A 17,497-nucleotide genomic window follows, 5' to 3' on the forward strand; every position below is an offset into this window, starting at 1 on the left:
GTTTTGCAGTGTGCTTTAGCGCAGGTTCAGGCTGAACCCCACCCGCGTCAGCCATTCCGCTTCCTGGGCGAAGTCCGCCTGGGTCAGCTGGTTTTCATCCAGCCAGCCCTTGGGGAAGATCACTTCCAGGCTGTCATCAGCAGCGCGCAGTTTTACCTGGGGCATTTCCTGGGTGCCACGAATGTGGTGGAACAGGATTGCAAAGCGCAACAGCGCGCACAGGCGAATCAGCTTGATGCCGTCTTTGCCGAATTCGGCAAATTTGTCCTTGGGAATATTGCGGCGATGGCCGCGCACCAGCAGCGCAAGCATCTGTTGGTCTTCGCGGGAGAACCCAGCCAGGTCCGAGTGCTCGATCAGGTAGGCGCCGTGCTTGTGGTAATGGTAGTGGGCGATGTCCAGGCCCACTTCATGCACCTTGGCGGCCCAGCCGAGCAGCTCGCGCCAGACGCCGTCTTCCAGGTCCCAATCGGCGGCCACCTGGTCGAAAGCGTGCAAGGCTTTGCGCTCCACACGGGCGGCTTGTTCCAGATCGACGTGGTAGCGCTCCATCAGCGAGCTGAGGGTGCGCTCGCGCACGTCTTCATGGTGATGACGGCCCAGCAGGTCATAGAGCACGCCTTCGCGCAGGGCGCCGTCACAGTGGTCCATGCGTTGCAGTTCGAGGGCGTCGAAGATGGCTTCGAGAATCGCCAGGCCCGCAGGGAAAATGGCGCGTCGATCAGGTTTGATGCCGTCGAAGTCGATTTTCTCCGCATCCCCCAGCTTGAACAGCTTGCGCTTGAGCCACGCCAGACCTTCGGCATTCACCTCGCCAGTGCCATGGCCGCCAGCCTTCAAGGCCAGGCCGATGGCGCGGATGGTGCCGGACGAGCCGATGGCTTCATCCCAGGTCAGGCGGTGCAGGGCATGTTCAATGCTCATGATCTCCAGCCGCGCCGCCGTGTAAGCCTGGGCATAGCGCGCCGGCGTGATCTTGCCGTCCTTGAAGTAACGTTGAGTGAAACTCACGCATCCCATCTGCAGGCTTTCACGCAGCAGTGGCTCGAAACGCTGGCCGATGATGAACTCGGTACTGCCGCCACCAATGTCCGCCACCAGGCGTTTGCCGGGCGTGTCGGCCAGTGTGTGGGACACACCAAGGTAGATCAGGCGCGCCTCTTCACGGCCAGAGATAACTTCCACCGGGTGCCCGAGGATTTCCTCGGCACGATGGATAAACTCATTGCGGTTTCGGGCTTCGCGCAACGCGTTGGTGCCGACGATGCGTACGGCGCCAGGCGGCATGCCATTGATCAATTGCGCAAATCGCTTGAGGCAGTCGAGCCCGCGCTGCATGGATTCTTCATTGAGCTTGCGCTCGTCGTCGATCCCGGCGGCCAGTTGCACTTTTTCGCCGAGCCGCTCAAGGATGCGGATCTCACCGTTCTGGGCCTTGGCCACGACCATGTGAAAGCTGTTGGAGCCCAGGTCGATGGCGGCGATCAAGGACAGATTCTTGGCTTGGGATTGCGGCATGGTTTGGGGATCTCGGTCGATAACCTTGCCATCGTGCCACGATCGACCGCTGGAGCCAACGCGTTGTGCTTCGGTAATTTTCCCGATGTGGTCTGTAGGAAAATTTTGGAAAGTTCAGGGCTGCTTCGCAAGTTTCCAGCAAACAAACTTTCCGACGATGTAAGACGTTTTAACCGGATGCAGTTGTAAGTGTTTAGATAATTTCTCCTACAGTGAGTGGGACTATATGCTGTTCTATATCTTGCTCAAGACTACAAGGTTGATAGGTTAAAGTAATTTTTATGCTGGCTGGAGCCTACAATAAATACCGTGCTGTCTGATTTTTTATCCGGGCATCTACGCGCCAGACTGTCACTCGGCAATTCTGCCGGGGTGTTATTTATTTATAGTTTTTGTATCAGGGACAATAAGCTGTTGGGCGACGGAGTCGCCAAAACCAAAATAAAGAGCGCCTGCTAACTTCAAGTGACAGGACGAACATGAAAAAAATTATTGGATTGACTTTCGGCATCGCATGTCTGGCTGCGACCCTGCAGGTTCAGGCAAACACGAGCGCCCAGTTAGTCGTCAGGGGGACGATCACGCCTGCGGCGTGCAACCTCAGCCTGGCGGGCAGTGGCATCATCGACTACGGCACTATTCGCTCCGGCGAATTGTCTCGCACGGCATTCAACCCCCGTGAAGAGAGGACCACGTCTCTGGTTATCAACTGCGGCACTACGCCTGCCAGGTTCGGGCTCACCTTTACCGATCTGCAAGCGGGGAGCAAGGTGGCAGGCATCTTGGGGGCGGGCTTTTCCGAAGCGCAGAATTTCGGTCTGGGGATGGCAGCGTCCCGGCGCACTGGTGGCTATTCGGTCACCCTCAGGGACCTCCGCTCTACCGGAACAACGTTGTTTCCGATCATGCGCACCGGGCTCGGTGCCTGGCAGAACAGCGACGGCAGGGTTGCCCAATCGCCCAGCCAGTACTCCTGGCGTAATAGCGTGACCGTCACCCCTGCCGCTATTAGCCAGCTGACCGCCACGGTGGCGGTGAAAGCAGTGATCAACAAGGCCCAGGACTTGGACCTGAGCCGCGACATCTCCATAGATGGGCGCGCCACGCTTGTATTGAGTTACATCTAAACAACCGAAAGCAGCCGATCAAGAAAGCCAACCCTTTCTTGTTGGCTGTTTTTCTTTGGGCGTTGGATGGCCAAACGTCAACTTCATAAGTTGTGGGGAATATTGAGTGCGTGTTTTTTTAATAAGTCTTACGTGGCTATGGAGTGTGTTTTTCAGTGTGGTTGCTACGGCGGACGGGATGTTGCCGGAAACAACTGTGGTCGTGCTTTACGAAGAAGTTGGCGAAGCCTCGATCAATATCAAGAACACCGATGCAGGGCCGGCGTTGCTTCATTCTGTTATTGAAAACGTGCCTGAAGATCTGGAGCCGCTACTGATTGTCACGCCTCCCATTACCCGTGTGGAAGCGGGGGATACGCAACTGGTGCGTTTCATCAGCACGTTGAAGCAGCCGCTCAAGACCCAACGGCTCAAGCGCGTATCTTTTGAGGGCATTCCCCAGGCGCGTGCCGCGGACGGTGCGACCATCGGTATCACTCTTCGGCAGAATCTGCCGTTGATCCTGCATCCCAAAGACTTGCCACGCCACCAAACGCCGTGGGAGCTGCTGAGGTGGGAACGGGTCGCAGAGCGACTCACCGTCCACAACGACAGCGCTTACGTCGTACGCCTGGCGCCGCATGTGCAGCTGCTTCCACAAGGCGTTCAAGCCACACTGCCGCGCACCTATGTCTTGCCGGGTGAGGCATTGGCGTTGAAGGTTGACGGTGCTTTGAGCGATGTGGCGCAGGTTGAGATTCAACCCGCCACGGTCTATGGATTTTCGGTAGATAGCTACCGTGCACCGGTCAACACAGATGCGCGTTGATCGGTTCATGATCGTTTCTTCGGCGCGCGGTATTGCTGGCCCGTTCCGGCCCTGCAAATCCAGATTGTTCATTGGGCTCACGGCGCTATGGGGTTTGCCTGGCATGACGGCTGCGCTGGAGCTTGGTGAGGGATTTGACCTGGCTGCGCTGACGACCCACGGCATAGACCCCCAGGTCTCCGATTACTTTCGCAGTGCGGCGCGCTTTCGTGAAGGTATTCAAATGGTGGGATTGCGCGTCAATGGCAACCCCCTTGGGCTGGTTGATGCTCGGTTCGATTCGCAGGGAGGGCTGTGTTTCACTCCCGGGTTGCTGGAGAAGGCGGGGTTGGTAAAGCCTCGGGAGATCATTCGAGAAGGCGCCACACCCGACCAGGCGTGTCATGACTTCCTCGGTGCGTTCCCGGCGACCATGGTGCGCTTGCGCCCCGGTACTGACGAAGTGGCGCTGGTGGTGCCGACCCAGGCTTTGCGTGAACCCGAATGGGAGAGCGGGCGTTCTTCCCGGGGCGGCGCGGCCGCGTTGTTCAACTATGACGTACTGGGTTATGACAGCCACTCGCGTAGCGGCCCGACCCGGTTCGTGTCGGCCTATACCGAAGCGGGCTTCAACCTGGATGACTGGATTGTTCGCAGTCGCCAGTTCTATGTGTCCGACAACGGCCATACCCGTACCGAGCACCTGCATGCCTATGCCCAACGGGATATCGCCGCGTTGCAGTCGACCTTCCAGGTGGGCCAGCTCTCCAGTAATAACCCGCTGTTTGGCGGGATCCAGCTGTCCGGCTTGCAGTTCTCCCCTGATGGGCAGTCCAGGGCCCCGGCGGGCGGCAATAATGCGGTGGTCGAAGGCTTGGCCCAAAGCCAGTCGCGAGTTGAAGTGCGCCAGTCCGGGGTGTTGATCCACAGTACATTGGTGCCCGAAGGGCCGTTTCGGTTGACGGGGGTACCGCTGCTCAATGGCACCAGTGACCTTGATGTCAGTGTGATTGACGTGCGTGGCGCCAGGCGCAGTTTTGTCGTGCCGGCGGCTTCGTTCGCGGGTGCTGCCCCATCGGCGCCGGGCTATTACTTTTCGATTGGCCAGCTGCGCAAAACTGCAGGTGAAGAGGGGCCATCACCGGTGGTCGCCATGGGCAGTGGCACCTGGGGGCTGGGGCGCGATGCGTCTGCGGGTTTTGGCTTGTTGAGTACCGATGACTATTGGGCCGCAGGTGGCACTCTGAGCAGTGTATTTTTCCAGCGGGTCTCTGTGAGCGCACGACATAACCTGTCCCGAGACAGCCACAACGCGGTGTCCGGGTCACGCAGCAGCGTCTCCGTGAGTAGCCCACTGGTTGCCGATCTAGATGTCAACTTAAGTGCAACCACCCAGACGCGCGGTTATCGCGAGGTCACTGAGGCAGGTCGGTCGCTCAGGGGCGATGAGCTGAACTCGCACTTCAAGAACCAATACACCGCGGGCATGAGCTGGGCCGACCCCACACTGGGCATATTTTCGCTGAACTACACTCGCAGTGCTCAATTTGGCGGGCAGACGAGCGAGCACGTATTCGCCTCCTGGAATAAGTCGTTCGGTCGCGTCGATGTCGCATTTATCGCGGACTCGCAAGTGGGCGGTACGCGGGCCCGCCGAGACGCCCCACTGGATGGCAGCCGGCGTGACAGTGCCTTGGATCACGACTTGTCCTTGCGGTTGCAGGTCAGCGTGCCGCTGGGCGGGGATCGGCGTGTGAGCAGCTTCACGAGCCGCCGTGGGGACCACTTCACTGCGGGTACCGCGCTCAGCGAAAGGGTCAACGAGTATGTGAATTACGAAGTCGGCATCGAGCGTGACATGCGGGCCCGGGAGCAGTCAGTGCGCGGGCGGGTGGACCTGTTGCCGCGCTATACCCAAGTGGGCCTGGGCGTCAGCCGCGATTCCCTGGGCACCAGCTATACCGGGCAGTTGCGGGGCGGTGCAGTGGCGCATGAAGGCGGGGTGACCTTGTCGCCTTATAGCGTGCAAGACACGTTCGGCATCGTCTCGGTCGGCGATATCGGCTCCGCAAAAATCCAGACGCCGCAAGGCCCAGTCTGGACCGACTTCAACGGCCAAGCGGTGATCGCGGGCTTGCCGGCCTACACCAACAGCCGAGTCGAAGTGCAGACTCAATCCTTGCCCAAACGAGTGGACCTGAAAAACGGCACCCAAGTGCTTACGGCGGGCCGAGGTTCGTTCAATACCGTGGATTTTGACGTAGTGAAAGTACGCCGAATGCTGGTGACTGCGAGCGATCAGCACGGCCGACCGTTACCTCAGGGCGCTTCGGTATTGGGCAAGGGCAACCGCTTTCTCACCAGCGTAGTAGGTGAGGGCATGATTTTCCTCAACGACGTTACGGAGTCGCAAAGCTTGCGGGTTTCATTGCCGGACTCTTCCACTTGCCTACTGCACATTGACCCTGAGGCGAAGCCTGACAATGACAAATTTTATGAAGCCGCATCGGCGGTATGCCGAGGTGATTAAAAAGGCCCTGAGCCCGCCCTTGGCGCTGTTTTGCACACTGCTGGCGCCGCTTGATGCGATGGCTGAAAACTGCCACCTGTCGCTGGGCCAGCCGCGTATCGACTATGGCCAGATACGCAGGGATGCCCTGGTTGAAACCACTTCCGTGGTACTGGCAACCCGCTCGTTGAGTGTCAATGTACTCTGCGTCGAGCCTGCGGCCATGGCGTTGCGTTTTGTTGGCGCGGCAGCCGATGGGCAGGGATTTCGGTTCGGTCGCGAGGGGCATTTGCGGCTGAGTATCAAGCATGCCCAGGTAGATGGGCGTACCGTCGGGTGGTCGGCTGCCCACGTGCCAGGTGAGGCGGACAGAGGCCAGTTGTTGCCCGGCCAGGTTTTGGTGGCTCGTGCAGCAGGGGTGCCGGTGGTAGGGCGGCGACTCACCGCCCAGGTCGATATCGATACCCAATTGCCCTTCGATGCCTTGTCGGTGCGCAGGGAGACGCACCTGGAGGCACGGGGCAGTTTTGAACTGGTCAGCCCGGCTGTTCAACCGAGCCAATGAAGTTGGCGAGCTCTACGGTACCAGGGTTGGCAAACAACACTTTCGGGTCGCCGGTTTCATGCACTTTGCCTTGGTGCATGAACACCACTTTGTCGCCAACTTCCCGGGCAAAGCGCATTTCGTGGGTGACCATGATCAGCGTCATGCCGTCCTGGGCCAGTTGACGCACCACGCTGAGCACCTCATTGACCAACTCCGGGTCCAGGGCCGAGGTAATCTCATCGCACAACAGCACCTTGGGTGACATGGCCAGCGCGCGGGCAATGGCGACCCGTTGCTGCTGACCACCGGACAGCCGATCGGGGAAGGCGTCGAACTTCTCGCCCAGCCCAACGCGTTCGAGCATTTGCCTGGCCAACTGTACCGCTTTGGCCTTGGGCACTTTTTGCACCACTTGCGGTGCCAGCATCACGTTTTCGCCGACGCTCAGGTGCGGGAACAGGTTGAACTGCTGGAACACCATACCGACTTTCTGCCTCAGGCTGCGCAGGTCGGCGCGGGCGGCATCAAGGTATTCGCCATCGACTTCGATCACACCGTCATTGATCGACTCCAGGCCATTGAGGGTGCGCAGCAAGGTGGACTTGCCCGAGCCGCTGCGGCCGATGATCGCCACAACCTGGCCTTCTTCCACCGTCAGGTCGATGCCCTTGAGGACGTGATGATCGCCGTAATACTTATGCAGGGCGGAAATTCTAAGCAGAGGCATGCAGTCTCCTTTCCAGGTAGCGCGCACTGAGGGACAAGGGGTAGCAGAGCAGGAAATAACCGAGGGCCACCAAGCCGTAGACCATAAACGGCTCGAAGGTGGCGTTGGCGAGCATGCCGCCGGTCTTGGTCAGTTCGGTGAAGCCGATGATCGAGGTCACGGCGGTGCCTTTGACCACCTGCACCGAGAAACCCACCGTTGGCGCGACGGCAATGCGCAGCGCTTGGGGCAGGATCACAAAACGCAGTTGCTCAAAAGGGTTCAGGGCCAGACTGGCCGAGGCTTCCCATTGGCCATGGGCGATGGAGTCCACGCAACCGCGCCAGATTTCGGCCAGGTAAGCGCTGGTGAACAGGGTCAATGCGATTGCAGCTGCCAGCCAGGGCGATATGTCCACGCCAAGCAGGGCAACGCCGAAAAACACCAGGAACAACTGCATCAGCAAGGGCGTGCCCTGGAACAGTTCGATATAGGTGCGGGCAATATTGCGTGGGAAAGCTTTGCGGCTGATGCGCATCGTCATCACCAGCAGGCCGATCAGGCCACCGCCCACAAATGCTACCAGTGACAGCAGCAGGGTCCACTGCAGGCCAGTGAGCAGGTTGCGCACGATGTCCCAGAGGGTGAACTCACTCATCGACTGTTCCTCATCACAAACCGCCGGCCGATCCAGTTGAGCAGTTGGCGAATCAGCAGCGCCATGCACAGATACACCAGGGTGGTCAGGGCATAGGTTTCAAAGGCGCGGAAATTACGCGACTGGATAAAGTTGGCGGCAAAGCTCAATTCTTCGGTGGCGATCTGCGAACACACCGCCGAACCGAGCATCACAATGATGATCTGGCTGCTCAGGGCCGGCCACACCTTGCCCAGCGCCGGTAGCAGTACCACGTGACGGAACGCTTCGAAGCGCGTCATCGCCAGCGCGGCGGCGGCTTCCAATTGCCCGCGCGGGATGGCCTGGATCCCGGCGCGGATGATCTCGGTGGAGTACGCCCCCAGGTTGATCACCATTGCCAGCACAGCGGCTTGCCACTCGGTGATTTTCAACCCCAGGGACGGCAGGCCGAAGAAAATAAAGAACAACTGCACCAGAAACGGCGTGTTGCGGATCAATTCGACATACACACCAAAGATCCATGCAAACGGCTGGATCTTCCACGCCCGCACCACGGCACCGACGGTGCCCAGTGCAACCCCAAGGAGGGCGCCGATGGCCGTCAGTTCAAGGGTAAACAACGCGCCGCGCAGCAGCAGGTCGGTATTGGCCAGCACCGGCACAAAGTCGAATTGATAGGCCATCGTTCAACTCCGCCTCAGAGGTCAGCAGGCAGCGGTTCTTTGAGCCACTGCAGTGCGTTTTTTTCCAGGCTGCCGTCCGCCTTGGCCGCAACCAGAATCTGGTTGACCTTCTCCAGCAGCGCCGGCTCGTTCTTGTTCACGCCTACGTACACCGGCGAATCCTTGAGCTTCACCTTCAGCGCGGGGACGCGTTTGGGGTTGCGTTCGCTGATTGCGACCATGACCACGTTGCCGCTGGCGATCAGGTCGACCTGGCCGGCCAGGTAAGCGGCGATGGTTGAGTTGTTGTCCTCAAAGCGCTTGATCGTGGCTTCCTTGGGCGCCACGGCGGTCAGTTCGATATCTTCGATGGCGCCGCGGGTTACGCTGATGGTCTTGCCCTTGAGGTCGTCGATCGTGCTGATTGCCGCCTCGGGTGGGCCGAACACCGCGAGGTAGAACGGCGCGTAAGCCTTGGAGAAATCAATGACCTTTTCGCGTTCGGGGTTTTTGCCCAGGCTGGAGATCACAAGGTCCACCTTGCCGGTGGTAAGGAACGGAATGCGGTTGGTGCTGTTGACCGGGGTCAGTTCCAGCTTGACCTTGAGCTGGTCGGCCAGCAGCTTGGCGGTGTCGATGTCCAGGCCACGTGGCTGCATGTTGGGGCCGACCGAACCAAACGGCGGGAAGTCCTGGGGCACGGCGACCTTGAGGGTGCCACGGGCGACGATATCGTCCAGACCATTAGCCTGGGCGGGTGCCTGGCTCAGCATCAGGCTGGCAAACAGGGCAGTGAGCAGGGCGCTGTAGCGCTTGGTCATGGCAACTCTCCGAAAAAGGCGAAGGAATTTTCTGAGTTTGCTCAGTGCACAGCCCATGCCAGCTCTCTCGGAATGGTCTGTAAGGCACGGATTCGTTGAAGTGCCATGGTCTTACTGGTCTGAACAGTTGCGAGATTTTTCGCACCCTTTTCGAGCGCCGTAAAAAACGCACGGGCCCCTTTGGGGCGTGGCTTGCCGACAGACTTCAATAGCTTTACAACTAGCTCTTCAGCTGACGGGAACCTTGAGTTTTTTATGAATTCCATTGCCCAAGCCGTACCGGAAGCGGCCTTGCAAGCCATCCGCAAACTGATCAAGGAGCAAGGCTTTGGGCCGGGCGAGGCATTGCCTTCGCAACGCGATTTGGCGATGCGGTTGGGCGTGAGCCGGGCGTCGTTGCGCGAGGCCTTATCGTCCTTGAGCGCATTGGGTGTGGTCAGTGTACAGCCGGGCAAGGGCGTGTTCGTGCTGGCGCCGGACCCGCCATCCGAGCTCGCCTGGCCGTTTGCGGCGCAGGCCACACCGCTGGACATCTTCCAGCTGCGTTACGCGCTTGAAGGGTTCGCTGCGGGTTTGGCGGCAGTCACATTGACCACGAACGAGCTCGACAGCCTGGAAGACAATGTCGAGGCGATGCGCAAGGTCCTCAAAGCGGGTGACTTCGAAGCCGCCGCCCGGCTGGACTTTGAATTTCACCAGCGCATCCTGTTGGCCAGCGGCAACCAGGCCATGGTGAGTATTCTCAGTGCCAGCGCCGAGGTGTTTCTGGAGAGCCAGAAACTACCGTTCATCCGGCCGGAGCGAGCCATGGAGACCTGGCAGGAGCATCGCAAAATCCTGCGCGCCCTGGCCCGGCGCAGCAGTGCGGCAGCGCAGAAAACCATGCAGGAACACGTTCGCAATGCGGCGTTGCGAACAGGCATCGTGTTTGTGACTGCCGTGACGCCATGAGTTGGCTATATCCCCACTCATGCAACGCCATAGCAAGACTCAATCAGAGGCGGCTTCCTGAACGAGGGAAGGGCAGCTATGATGGGCAACGTTTTTTTTGCTTACAATCCGGAGACATCCATGAGCAACGATCTTATCAAGCACGTCACCGACGCGACCTTTGAGGCCGAAGTACTCAAGGCTGCTGGCCCGGTGCTGGTTGACTACTGGGCTGAATGGTGCGGCCCTTGCAAAATGATCGCTCCGGTTCTGGACGACATTGCAACCACCTACGAAGGCAAACTGACCATTGCCAAACTGAACATCGACGAAAACCAGGAAACCCCGGCCAAGCACGGCGTGCGTGGTATTCCGACCCTGATGCTGTTCAAGAACGGCAACGTCGAGGCCACCAAGGTTGGCGCGCTGTCCAAGTCGCAACTGGCTGCATTCCTCGACGCGAACATCTAAGCGTCGTCAAAAAAGCCCCGAAAATCTCGGGGCTTTTTCGTAAAGCAGGGCTAGACGCTCCGAAACTCAGGTGGTACATTCGGCCCCGCACTGGTTTCTCCACTGCCCCCTGCAAGCCGTCGCCGACGCATTCCTTTTCGATTAGTACGCGATCCTGTCGCCTTCTCTGCGGCGCGGCCTCATTAAGCCAAAAGCTTAATTTCCCCCCTCCATAAATGATTACGTCATTCCTATATGAATCTGACTGAACTCAAGCAAAAGCCGATTACCGACCTGCTCCAACTGGCCGAAGAAATGGGCATAGAAAATATGGCCCGTTCGCGCAAGCAGGACGTGATTTTCTCCCTGCTCAAGAAGCACGCGAAAAGCGGCGAGGAAATCTCCGGTGATGGCGTGCTGGAGATTCTCCAGGACGGCTTCGGCTTCCTCCGCTCCGCAGACGCTTCCTATCTCGCCGGCCCAGACGATATCTATGTCTCGCCGAGCCAGATCCGTCGCTTCAACTTGCGCACCGGTGACACCATCGTTGGCAAGATCCGTCCTCCGAAGGAGGGCGAGCGGTATTTCGCCCTGCTCAAGGTCGACACGATCAACTTCGATCGCCCCGAGAACGCGAAAAACAAGATTCTCTTCGAGAACCTGACCCCGCTGTTCCCGACCGTGCGCATGAAGATGGAAGCCGGTAACGGTTCCACCGAAGACTTGACCGGTCGTGTGATCGACCTGTGCGCCCCGATCGGCAAAGGCCAGCGTGGCCTGATCGTCGCACCGCCGAAAGCCGGTAAAACGATCATGCTGCAGAACATTGCAGCGAACATCGCCCGTAACAATCCTGAAGTTCACCTGATCGTACTGTTGATCGATGAGCGTCCGGAAGAAGTGACCGAGATGCAGCGCACCGTGCGCGGCGAAGTGGTTGCCTCGACGTTCGATGAGCCGCCAACCCGCCACGTGCAGGTAGCCGAAATGGTGATCGAAAAGGCCAAGCGCCTGGTCGAACACAAGAAGGACGTGGTGATCCTGCTCGACTCCATCACCCGTCTGGCCCGTGCCTACAACACTGTGATCCCGAGCTCCGGCAAGGTATTGACCGGTGGTGTCGATGCCCACGCCCTGGAGAAACCGAAACGTTTCTTCGGCGCCGCGCGCAACATCGAAGAAGGCGGCTCGCTGACCATTATCGCCACCGCGCTGGTTGAAACCGGCTCGAAGATGGACGAAGTGATCTACGAAGAGTTCAAGGGTACCGGCAACATGGAGCTGCCCCTGGACCGTCGCATTGCTGAAAAGCGTGTGTTCCCGGCGATCAACATCAACCGCTCCGGCACTCGCCGCGAAGAGTTGCTGACCGCTGACGACGAGCTGCAGCGTATGTGGATCCTGCGCAAGCTGCTGCATCCGATGGACGAAGTGGCTGCCATCGAGTTTCTGATCGACAAGCTGAAAACCACCAAGACCAACGACGAGTTCTTCCTGTCGATGAAACGCAAGTAATACAGCGTTTCAGGTCCAAAAAAATGGCGCCCTTAATGGGGCGCCATTTTTTTTGCGTCGAGATTCTGCGATTTTTGTGGCATAAGTATCCGTTAAGTAACAAAAATTGACGCGTGACTTCGCTCATCCCTTTCGTCGCAGACTGACCACATTCTTATGACCACCCTTGCTTACCGCAGAGACATCGATGGCCTGCGTGCCATCGCTGTCCTTGCAGTCGTGTTGTTCCACTTTGGTGTCCCTGGCATTACTGGCGGTTTTGTTGGCGTTGACGTCTTCTTCGTCATCTCGGGCTTTCTAATCACGTCAATTATCTGGCGAGAGCGTCAAGCTGGACGCTTCAGTTTCATCGACTTCTGGGCTCGCCGTGCCCGACGTATCTTGCCCGCGCTGTTTGTGATGATCGCCGCGACACTGGCAGTGGGTTGGTTTCTGTTGGCGCCCAAGGACTATGAAGAGTTGGGGCGGTCTGCGCATTATCAGGTGACCTTTACCTCGAACCTGTTGTTCTCGCGCCAGCACGGCTATTTCGATGCCTCATCGGACATCAAGCCCTTGCTGCATACCTGGTCATTGGCGGTAGAAGAGCAGTTCTATATTTTCTTCCCATTGCTGCTGACCTTGCTTTCCAGCCGTTTGAAGCACTGGCGCCTGGCATTGTTCGCGGTGCTGCTGGCGTCGTTTGGCATGAGCGTCTGGGCGGTTCAGCATGAGCCACAGAAAGCTTTCTTCCTGTTGCATCTGCGGGCCTGGGAGCTACTGGCCGGTGCGATGCTGGCGGTGCAGCCCAAGCGTGAATGGCGCGCCTCGCCGGCCTTGGCGCAAGGAATCAGCCTGGCTTCCCTGGCATTGATCCTCATCGCTGTATTGGGTTACGACGCGAAAACGCCGTTCCCGGGCGCGACTGCGTTGTTGCCTGTGCTGGGTGTGGTCGGGTTGATCTGGGCCAACGGCCAGCAACAGACTTGGGTCGCTCGCCTGTTGGGCACGCGGATCATGGTGGGTATCGGGCTGATCTCTTATTCCTGGTACCTCTGGCACTGGCCGGTATTCGTGTACGCCAACTACGCCGCGGTGGATGGCTTGAGCGCGCTGGAACTGGCGGGGCTGATGCTGCTTTCGCTGGTGCTGGGCTATCTGTCCTGGCGCTTCGTGGAAACGCCGTTCCGGGAAAAACGTTTGCTGGCTTCGCGTAAGGCGATTCTGGCGTCAGCCATGGTCGGCATTCTGGGGCTGGGCTTCACTGGCCTTGCGATACGCGAAGCTGACGGCGTGCCTTCGCGCTTGTCCGAGCAGGCGTTGCGCTTTGCCCAAGCCAAGAAGTGGAGCCCGGACCTGCTGGCGTGCATGGCCGACAAAGATACGCCCGATGAACGCTTGTTCTGCCATTTCGGCCCCAAAGACCAATCGGTTTCAGCGTTGGTATGGGGTGACAGTCACGCTACCGCGCTGATACCGGCACTCAAAGAGGGCGCTGATCGTCACGATATCAGCCTGGTCGAAGCCAGTTTTGCCGGCTGTATTCCCCTCGATGGCCTGGAGAATATTGCCCGCTGCGCGCATTTCAACCGTCGCGTCGAGAAGGCCATGGCTGAGCAGACATTCAGCGATGTGGTGTTGGCCGCCCGCTGGAGCCTGTATGTGTATGGGCAAATGTCGGGTGACAAGGAGCATGCGCTCAAAGACCCCGGCACTGGCCAGTATGTGCGTGCCGTCGCCGAGCAACGCTTCGCCCAAGGCTTGCGTGAACGCATCCAGGGTTTGCGTGCTGCCGGCCATAAGGTCTGGCTGGTCAAGGAAGTGCCGCTGCAGGAAATCATCGTGCCTTACCGTCTCAGCCGGTTGGCGATGATGAACCGGCCCGTGAGTGGTGAAGGGCTGGCCGTGGCCGAGCATGTGAAGCGCCAGGCGTTCATCACGCAATTGTTTGACGAACTGGCGGCTGCCGACAGTGGTGTCGCGGTGCTGGACCCTGCGCCCCTGCTGTGCGGCGCCGATGGTTTGTGCCGGGTCGAACTCAATGGTCGCGCGCTGTATACCGACGATAACCATCTGTCAGACGTGGGGGCGCGACACATTGAAGCCTTCCTTGAGCCATTGTTCAGTTCGTTGCAATCACGCAGCTTGACGGCCAATTAAGCTGCCAGCCGCCCTCAGAGCAGGTAGGATGTACGCCTATTTTACGGGTGGCATGGTTAATGAAATTCAAGGATCTTCGGGATTTCGTGCAGCAACTTGAGCAGCGCGGAGAGTTGAAACGTATCCAGATGCCGATTTCTCCGGTACTGGAAATGACTGAGATTTGCGACCGCACCTTGCGCAACAAGGGCCCGGCGCTGCTGTTCGAAAACCCGACCGGCTTTGATATCCCGGTGCTGGGCAACCTGTTCGGTACGCCCGAGCGCGTAGCCTTCGGCATGGGTGCCGAGTCGGTCAGCGAGCTGCGCGAGATCGGCAAGTTGCTGGCGTTTCTCAAGGAGCCCGAGCCGCCCAAGGGCTTGAAGGACGCCTGGTCGAAGTTGCCGATCTTCCGCAAGATCATCGCCATGGCGCCCAAGGTGGTCAAGGATGCGGTGTGCCAGGAAGTGGTCATCGAAGGCGATGATGTCGATTTGGCCATGCTCCCGGTCCAGACGTGCTGGCCGGGCGATGTCGGCCCGCTGATCACGTGGGGCCTGACTGTCACCAAAGGCCCGAACAAGGATCGCCAGAACCTCGGCATCTACCGTCAGCAAGTCATTGGCCGCAACAAGGTGATCATGCGTTGGCTGAGCCACCGTGGCGGCGCACTCGACTTCAGAGAGTGGTGTGAAAAACACCCGGGCAGGCCGTTCCCGGTGTCCGTGGCCCTGGGGGCCGACCCGGCGACCATTCTCGGCGCCGTGACACCTGTGCCCGATAGCTTGTCCGAATACGCCTTCGCCGGCCTGTTGCGCGGTAATCGCACCGAATTGGTCAAGTGCCGCGGTAACGACTTGCAGGTGCCGGCTACCGCCGAAATTATCCTCGAGGGCGTGATTCACCCGGGTGAGATGGCCGATGAAGGCCCTTACGGCGACCACACCGGCTATTACAACGAAGTCGACAGCTTCCCGGTGTTCACCGTCGAGCGCATCACCCATCGGGTCAAACCGATCTACCACAGTACCTACACGGGGCGTCCACCCGATGAGCCGGCGATTCTCGGAGTGGCGCTCAACGAAGTGTTCGTACCGATCCTGCAGAAGCAATTTCCGGAAATCACCGACTTCTACCTGCCGCCCGAGGGCTGTTCGTACCGCATGGCCATCGTGACCATGAAGAAGTCGTATCCGGGCCATGCCAAGCGCGTCATGTTGGGTGTGTGGTCGTTTTTGCGACAGTTCATGTACACCAAGTTCGTTATCGTGACCGACGACGACATCAATGCGCGGGACTGGAACGATGTGATCTGGGCCATCACCACGCGCATGGACCCCAAGCGCGATACCGTGATGATCGATAACACGCCGATCGACTACCTCGACTTTGCCTCGCCGGTATCGGGCCTGGGTTCGAAAATGGGCCTGGATGCCACCCACAAATGGCCGGGTGAAACCACTCGCGAGTGGGGCCGGGTGATCGTCAAGGATGAAGCCGTCACCGCGCGTGTCGATGCGATCTGGAAAGAATTGGGAATAGATTGATGCGTGTAACCCTGCAACCTTCCGGCGCTGTACTGGAGCTGGTCCCTGGCGAACGAATCCTCGAAGGTGCACGCCGCCTGGGGTACGAATGCCCCCAGGCCTGCCGCAATGGCGTGTGCCATGTGTGTGCGGCGTTGCTGGTGGAGGGCCGGGTAAGCCAAGCCGGTGAAGTGCGCGACCATGGCGAGTTCTATACCTGCATCGCCGAGCCGCTGGAAGACTGCATTGTGTTGTGGGATGGCGTACTCGCGCCAGGAGAGTTGCCGTTGCGCAAATTGTCATGCCAATTGATCGAGTGCGTGGAAGTCGGCGGCGATGTCTGGCGTGTGCGCCTGCGCGCCCCGGCCGGTAAGGCGGTGCGTTACCACGCCGGGCAATACTTGATGCTCGAACGGGAGAACGGCGAGAAATCGGCGTTCTCCCTGGCTTCTGCACCCCATGCCGGGCGTGAGTTGGAGCTGCATGTGCTGGTGCGCGAGGACAGTGCGCGCAACCTTATCGAACAATTGCAGCGCAACCAGATGGCCCGTGTGGAACTGCCGTTCGGTGACACCCACCTGGCCGAGTTGCCGGACGGACCACTGGTGCTGATGGCCGCCGGTACCGGTATGGCGCAGATGCACAGTCTGATCGAGCACTGTCGCGCTTCGGGCTTCAAGCGCCCGGTGCACCTGTACTGGGGCGTAAGGCGCCCGGAAGATTTCTACCAGATCGAGCACTGGGATCAGTGGCTGCAACTGCCCAATCTGTTCCTGCACAAAGTGGTCAGCGACCTCTGTGGCTGGGAAGGGCGCTGCGGTTTGCTGCACGAGGTGGTGTGCGAAGACATTGCCGACCTCAATAGCGTGCATGTTTACGCCAGTGGTTCGCCAGCAATGATCTACGGCACCCTGGATGCATTGGTCGATGCCGGTATGGATGCGCACCGTATGCGCGCCGATGTCTTCGCCTATGCCCCACGGCCCTGAAGTGTTGCGCTGAATAATGTGAGAGCTGGCTTGCCTGCGATAGCGGTGGGTCAGTGTCTCATTTGCCGACTGGCGCACCGCTATCGCAGGCAAGCCAGCTCCCACAGGGGACAGTGTCGTGTCAGAAGCGTAAGCCAGTCGTCACCATCGCTGCATTGAACCCCAGCAACACCAGCTCCGCCGCGACCGGCCCGTAATGGATACCCACGGACGGAATGATCACTGGCGCCACCCCGAATCGATTCAACGGAATCTTGTCGCGATACTCGCCGCGATAGCCCTGGATCAGTCCACCAGTCAACTTCGCATACACCGGGTAGTCGGCCATGTCGTAGCGCTTGCCCGCATAGGCATAGTACGAGCGTTGGCGGAACGAGTTGCGAAAGGTCACCCCGCCATACACCAGGCCCGACGCCTCATTGCGCTCCAGGCCGATCAGGCCCTGTTTGTTGTTGTGTTGCGGGTCGGGTGCAAAGTGCCGGGTGTAGACGCTTGTCTGGGCGTACCAGAAGCCTTTGTCGTCAGTCGCCGTTGGCGTTTCGCTAGCCAGCGCAGTGGTGGCCTGGGCAAGCAATAACAGGCCAGGCAATCGGAATTTTTTCATGGCGACCTCGGTAGTCGATTTGATGAACGGCTAAGTGGGTCGTTACAG

16 protein-coding genes are annotated in these 17,497 nt (G+C 59.2%); 10 read left to right on the forward strand and 6 right to left on the reverse strand.

The annotated features are described in order from the left end of the window. Nucleotides 1–15: 15 nt before the first annotated feature. Nucleotides 16–1,518, reverse strand: a complete 1,503-nt coding sequence (gene ppx / locus TK42_RS10700) for an exopolyphosphatase (protein WP_005792416.1) — start codon at nt 1,516–1,518, stop codon at nt 16–18. Nucleotides 1,519–1,997: 479 nt separating this feature from the next. Between ppx and TK42_RS10705 the strand changes: the two genes are divergently transcribed. From TK42_RS10705 to TK42_RS10720, 4 genes are all read left to right on the forward strand, one after another. Next, on the forward strand, nt 1,998–2,645 hold the full coding sequence (locus TK42_RS10705) for a DUF1120 domain-containing protein (protein ID WP_078822608.1): 648 nt from the start codon (nt 1,998–2,000) through the stop codon (nt 2,643–2,645). 178 nt (nt 2,646–2,823) lie between these two features. Beyond that, nucleotides 2,824–3,453 carry a fimbria/pilus chaperone family protein gene (locus TK42_RS10710; protein ID WP_032878802.1) on the forward strand — a complete coding sequence of 210 codons (630 nt, stop codon included), beginning with the start codon at nt 2,824–2,826 and terminating at the stop codon, nt 3,451–3,453. Between the two features lie 7 nt (nt 3,454–3,460). Beyond that, entirely contained in the window at nt 3,461–5,962 is a 2,502-nt protein-coding gene (locus TK42_RS10715) for a fimbria/pilus outer membrane usher protein (RefSeq protein WP_177464447.1), read from the forward strand. Next, nucleotides 5,928–6,506, forward strand: a complete 579-nt coding sequence (locus tag TK42_RS10720) for a hypothetical protein (RefSeq protein ID WP_103734178.1) — start codon at nt 5,928–5,930, stop codon at nt 6,504–6,506. Before TK42_RS10715 ends, TK42_RS10720 begins: the two co-directional genes overlap by 35 nt. On the opposite strand, the gene TK42_RS10725 is transcribed toward TK42_RS10720, so the two are convergent. From TK42_RS10725 to TK42_RS10740, 4 genes are read right to left on the reverse strand one after another with little or no spacing between them, the layout of a single operon-like run. Then, on the reverse strand, nt 6,478–7,215 hold the full coding sequence (locus tag TK42_RS10725; protein WP_032878805.1) for an amino acid ABC transporter ATP-binding protein: 738 nt from the start codon (nt 7,213–7,215) through the stop codon (nt 6,478–6,480). The genes TK42_RS10720 and TK42_RS10725 overlap by 29 nt on opposite strands. Continuing rightward, nucleotides 7,202–7,852: an amino acid ABC transporter permease gene (locus TK42_RS10730; RefSeq protein ID WP_032878807.1), complete on the reverse strand. Its 651-nt coding sequence runs from the start codon at nt 7,850–7,852 to the stop codon at nt 7,202–7,204. The genes TK42_RS10725 and TK42_RS10730 overlap by 14 nt, the downstream gene beginning before the upstream one ends. After that, on the reverse strand, nt 7,849–8,517 hold the full coding sequence (locus tag TK42_RS10735) for an amino acid ABC transporter permease (protein ID WP_032878808.1): 669 nt from the start codon (nt 8,515–8,517) through the stop codon (nt 7,849–7,851). Before TK42_RS10735 ends, TK42_RS10730 begins: the two co-directional genes overlap by 4 nt. Before the next feature lie 14 nt (nt 8,518–8,531). Next, on the reverse strand, nt 8,532–9,317 hold the full coding sequence (locus TK42_RS10740; RefSeq protein WP_103734179.1) for a transporter substrate-binding domain-containing protein: 786 nt from the start codon (nt 9,315–9,317) through the stop codon (nt 8,532–8,534). Nucleotides 9,318–9,572: 255 nt separating this feature from the next. Between TK42_RS10740 and TK42_RS10745 the strand changes: the two genes are divergently transcribed. The 6 genes from TK42_RS10745 (at nt 9,573) to TK42_RS10770 (ending at nt 16,845) form a co-directional block, all read left to right on the forward strand. Continuing rightward, a complete protein-coding gene (locus TK42_RS10745) occupies nt 9,573–10,268 on the forward strand; it encodes a FadR/GntR family transcriptional regulator (protein WP_032878811.1) in 696 nt (231 codons plus the stop codon). Nucleotides 10,269–10,388: 120 nt separating this feature from the next. After that, the gene (trxA, locus tag TK42_RS10750) at nt 10,389–10,718 is read left to right on the forward strand and encodes a thioredoxin TrxA (protein ID WP_032881181.1); all 330 of its coding nucleotides are present in this window, start codon (nt 10,389–10,391) and stop codon (nt 10,716–10,718) included. 234 nt (nt 10,719–10,952) lie between these two features. After that, the gene (gene rho, locus TK42_RS10755) at nt 10,953–12,212 is read left to right on the forward strand and encodes a transcription termination factor Rho (RefSeq protein WP_003176825.1); all 1,260 of its coding nucleotides are present in this window, start codon (nt 10,953–10,955) and stop codon (nt 12,210–12,212) included. Nucleotides 12,213–12,368: 156 nt separating this feature from the next. After that, nucleotides 12,369–14,351, forward strand: a complete 1,983-nt coding sequence (locus tag TK42_RS10760; RefSeq protein WP_032878812.1) for an acyltransferase family protein — start codon at nt 12,369–12,371, stop codon at nt 14,349–14,351. A 59-nt stretch (nt 14,352–14,410) separates the two neighbouring features. Further along, complete coding sequence (gene ubiD, locus TK42_RS10765; RefSeq protein ID WP_103734180.1) at nt 14,411–15,877, forward strand: 4-hydroxy-3-polyprenylbenzoate decarboxylase; 1,467 nt, start codon at nt 14,411–14,413, stop codon at nt 15,875–15,877. After that, nucleotides 15,877–16,845, forward strand: coding sequence for a CDP-6-deoxy-delta-3,4-glucoseen reductase (locus tag TK42_RS10770; RefSeq protein WP_103734181.1), 969 nt, complete (start codon nt 15,877–15,879; stop codon nt 16,843–16,845). The genes ubiD and TK42_RS10770 overlap by 1 nt, the downstream gene beginning before the upstream one ends. Before the next feature lie 121 nt (nt 16,846–16,966). On the opposite strand, the gene TK42_RS10775 is transcribed toward TK42_RS10770, so the two are convergent. Further along, a complete protein-coding gene (locus TK42_RS10775; protein ID WP_103734182.1) occupies nt 16,967–17,449 on the reverse strand; it encodes a sn-glycerol-3-phosphate transporter in 483 nt (160 codons plus the stop codon). Nucleotides 17,450–17,497: the final 48 nt, after the last annotated feature.

The sequence above is a fragment of the Pseudomonas sp. GZJR-8 genome (assembly GCF_002916705.1).
Classification (GTDB): Bacteria; Pseudomonadota; Gammaproteobacteria; order Pseudomonadales; family Pseudomonadaceae; genus Aquipseudomonas; species Aquipseudomonas synxantha_A.

What these genes read in the sequence shown, in the direction of transcription:
- ppx (WP_005792416.1), bottom strand. Translation starts at nt 1,518, where the DNA reads ATGCCGCAATCCCAAGCCAAGAATCTGTCCTTGATCGCCGCCATCGAC.
- TK42_RS10705 (WP_078822608.1), top strand. Translation starts at nt 1,998, where the DNA reads ATGAAAAAAATTATTGGATTGACTTTCGGCATCGCATGTCTGGCTGCG.
- TK42_RS10710 (WP_032878802.1), top strand. Translation starts at nt 2,824, where the DNA reads ATGTTGCCGGAAACAACTGTGGTCGTGCTTTACGAAGAAGTTGGCGAA.
- TK42_RS10715 (WP_177464447.1), top strand. Translation starts at nt 3,461, where the DNA reads ATGATCGTTTCTTCGGCGCGCGGTATTGCTGGCCCGTTCCGGCCCTGC.
- TK42_RS10720 (WP_103734178.1), top strand. Translation starts at nt 5,928, where the DNA reads ATGAAGCCGCATCGGCGGTATGCCGAGGTGATTAAAAAGGCCCTGAGC.
- TK42_RS10725 (WP_032878805.1), bottom strand. Translation starts at nt 7,215, where the DNA reads ATGCCTCTGCTTAGAATTTCCGCCCTGCATAAGTATTACGGCGATCAT.
- TK42_RS10730 (WP_032878807.1), bottom strand. Translation starts at nt 7,852, where the DNA reads ATGAGTGAGTTCACCCTCTGGGACATCGTGCGCAACCTGCTCACTGGC.
- TK42_RS10735 (WP_032878808.1), bottom strand. Translation starts at nt 8,517, where the DNA reads ATGGCCTATCAATTCGACTTTGTGCCGGTGCTGGCCAATACCGACCTG.
- TK42_RS10740 (WP_103734179.1), bottom strand. Translation starts at nt 9,317, where the DNA reads ATGACCAAGCGCTACAGCGCCCTGCTCACTGCCCTGTTTGCCAGCCTG.
- TK42_RS10745 (WP_032878811.1), top strand. Translation starts at nt 9,573, where the DNA reads ATGAATTCCATTGCCCAAGCCGTACCGGAAGCGGCCTTGCAAGCCATC.
- trxA (WP_032881181.1), top strand. Translation starts at nt 10,389, where the DNA reads ATGAGCAACGATCTTATCAAGCACGTCACCGACGCGACCTTTGAGGCC.
- rho (WP_003176825.1), top strand. Translation starts at nt 10,953, where the DNA reads ATGAATCTGACTGAACTCAAGCAAAAGCCGATTACCGACCTGCTCCAA.
- TK42_RS10760 (WP_032878812.1), top strand. Translation starts at nt 12,369, where the DNA reads ATGACCACCCTTGCTTACCGCAGAGACATCGATGGCCTGCGTGCCATC.
- ubiD (WP_103734180.1), top strand. Translation starts at nt 14,411, where the DNA reads ATGAAATTCAAGGATCTTCGGGATTTCGTGCAGCAACTTGAGCAGCGC.
- TK42_RS10770 (WP_103734181.1), top strand. Translation starts at nt 15,877, where the DNA reads ATGCGTGTAACCCTGCAACCTTCCGGCGCTGTACTGGAGCTGGTCCCT.
- TK42_RS10775 (WP_103734182.1), bottom strand. Translation starts at nt 17,449, where the DNA reads ATGAAAAAATTCCGATTGCCTGGCCTGTTATTGCTTGCCCAGGCCACC.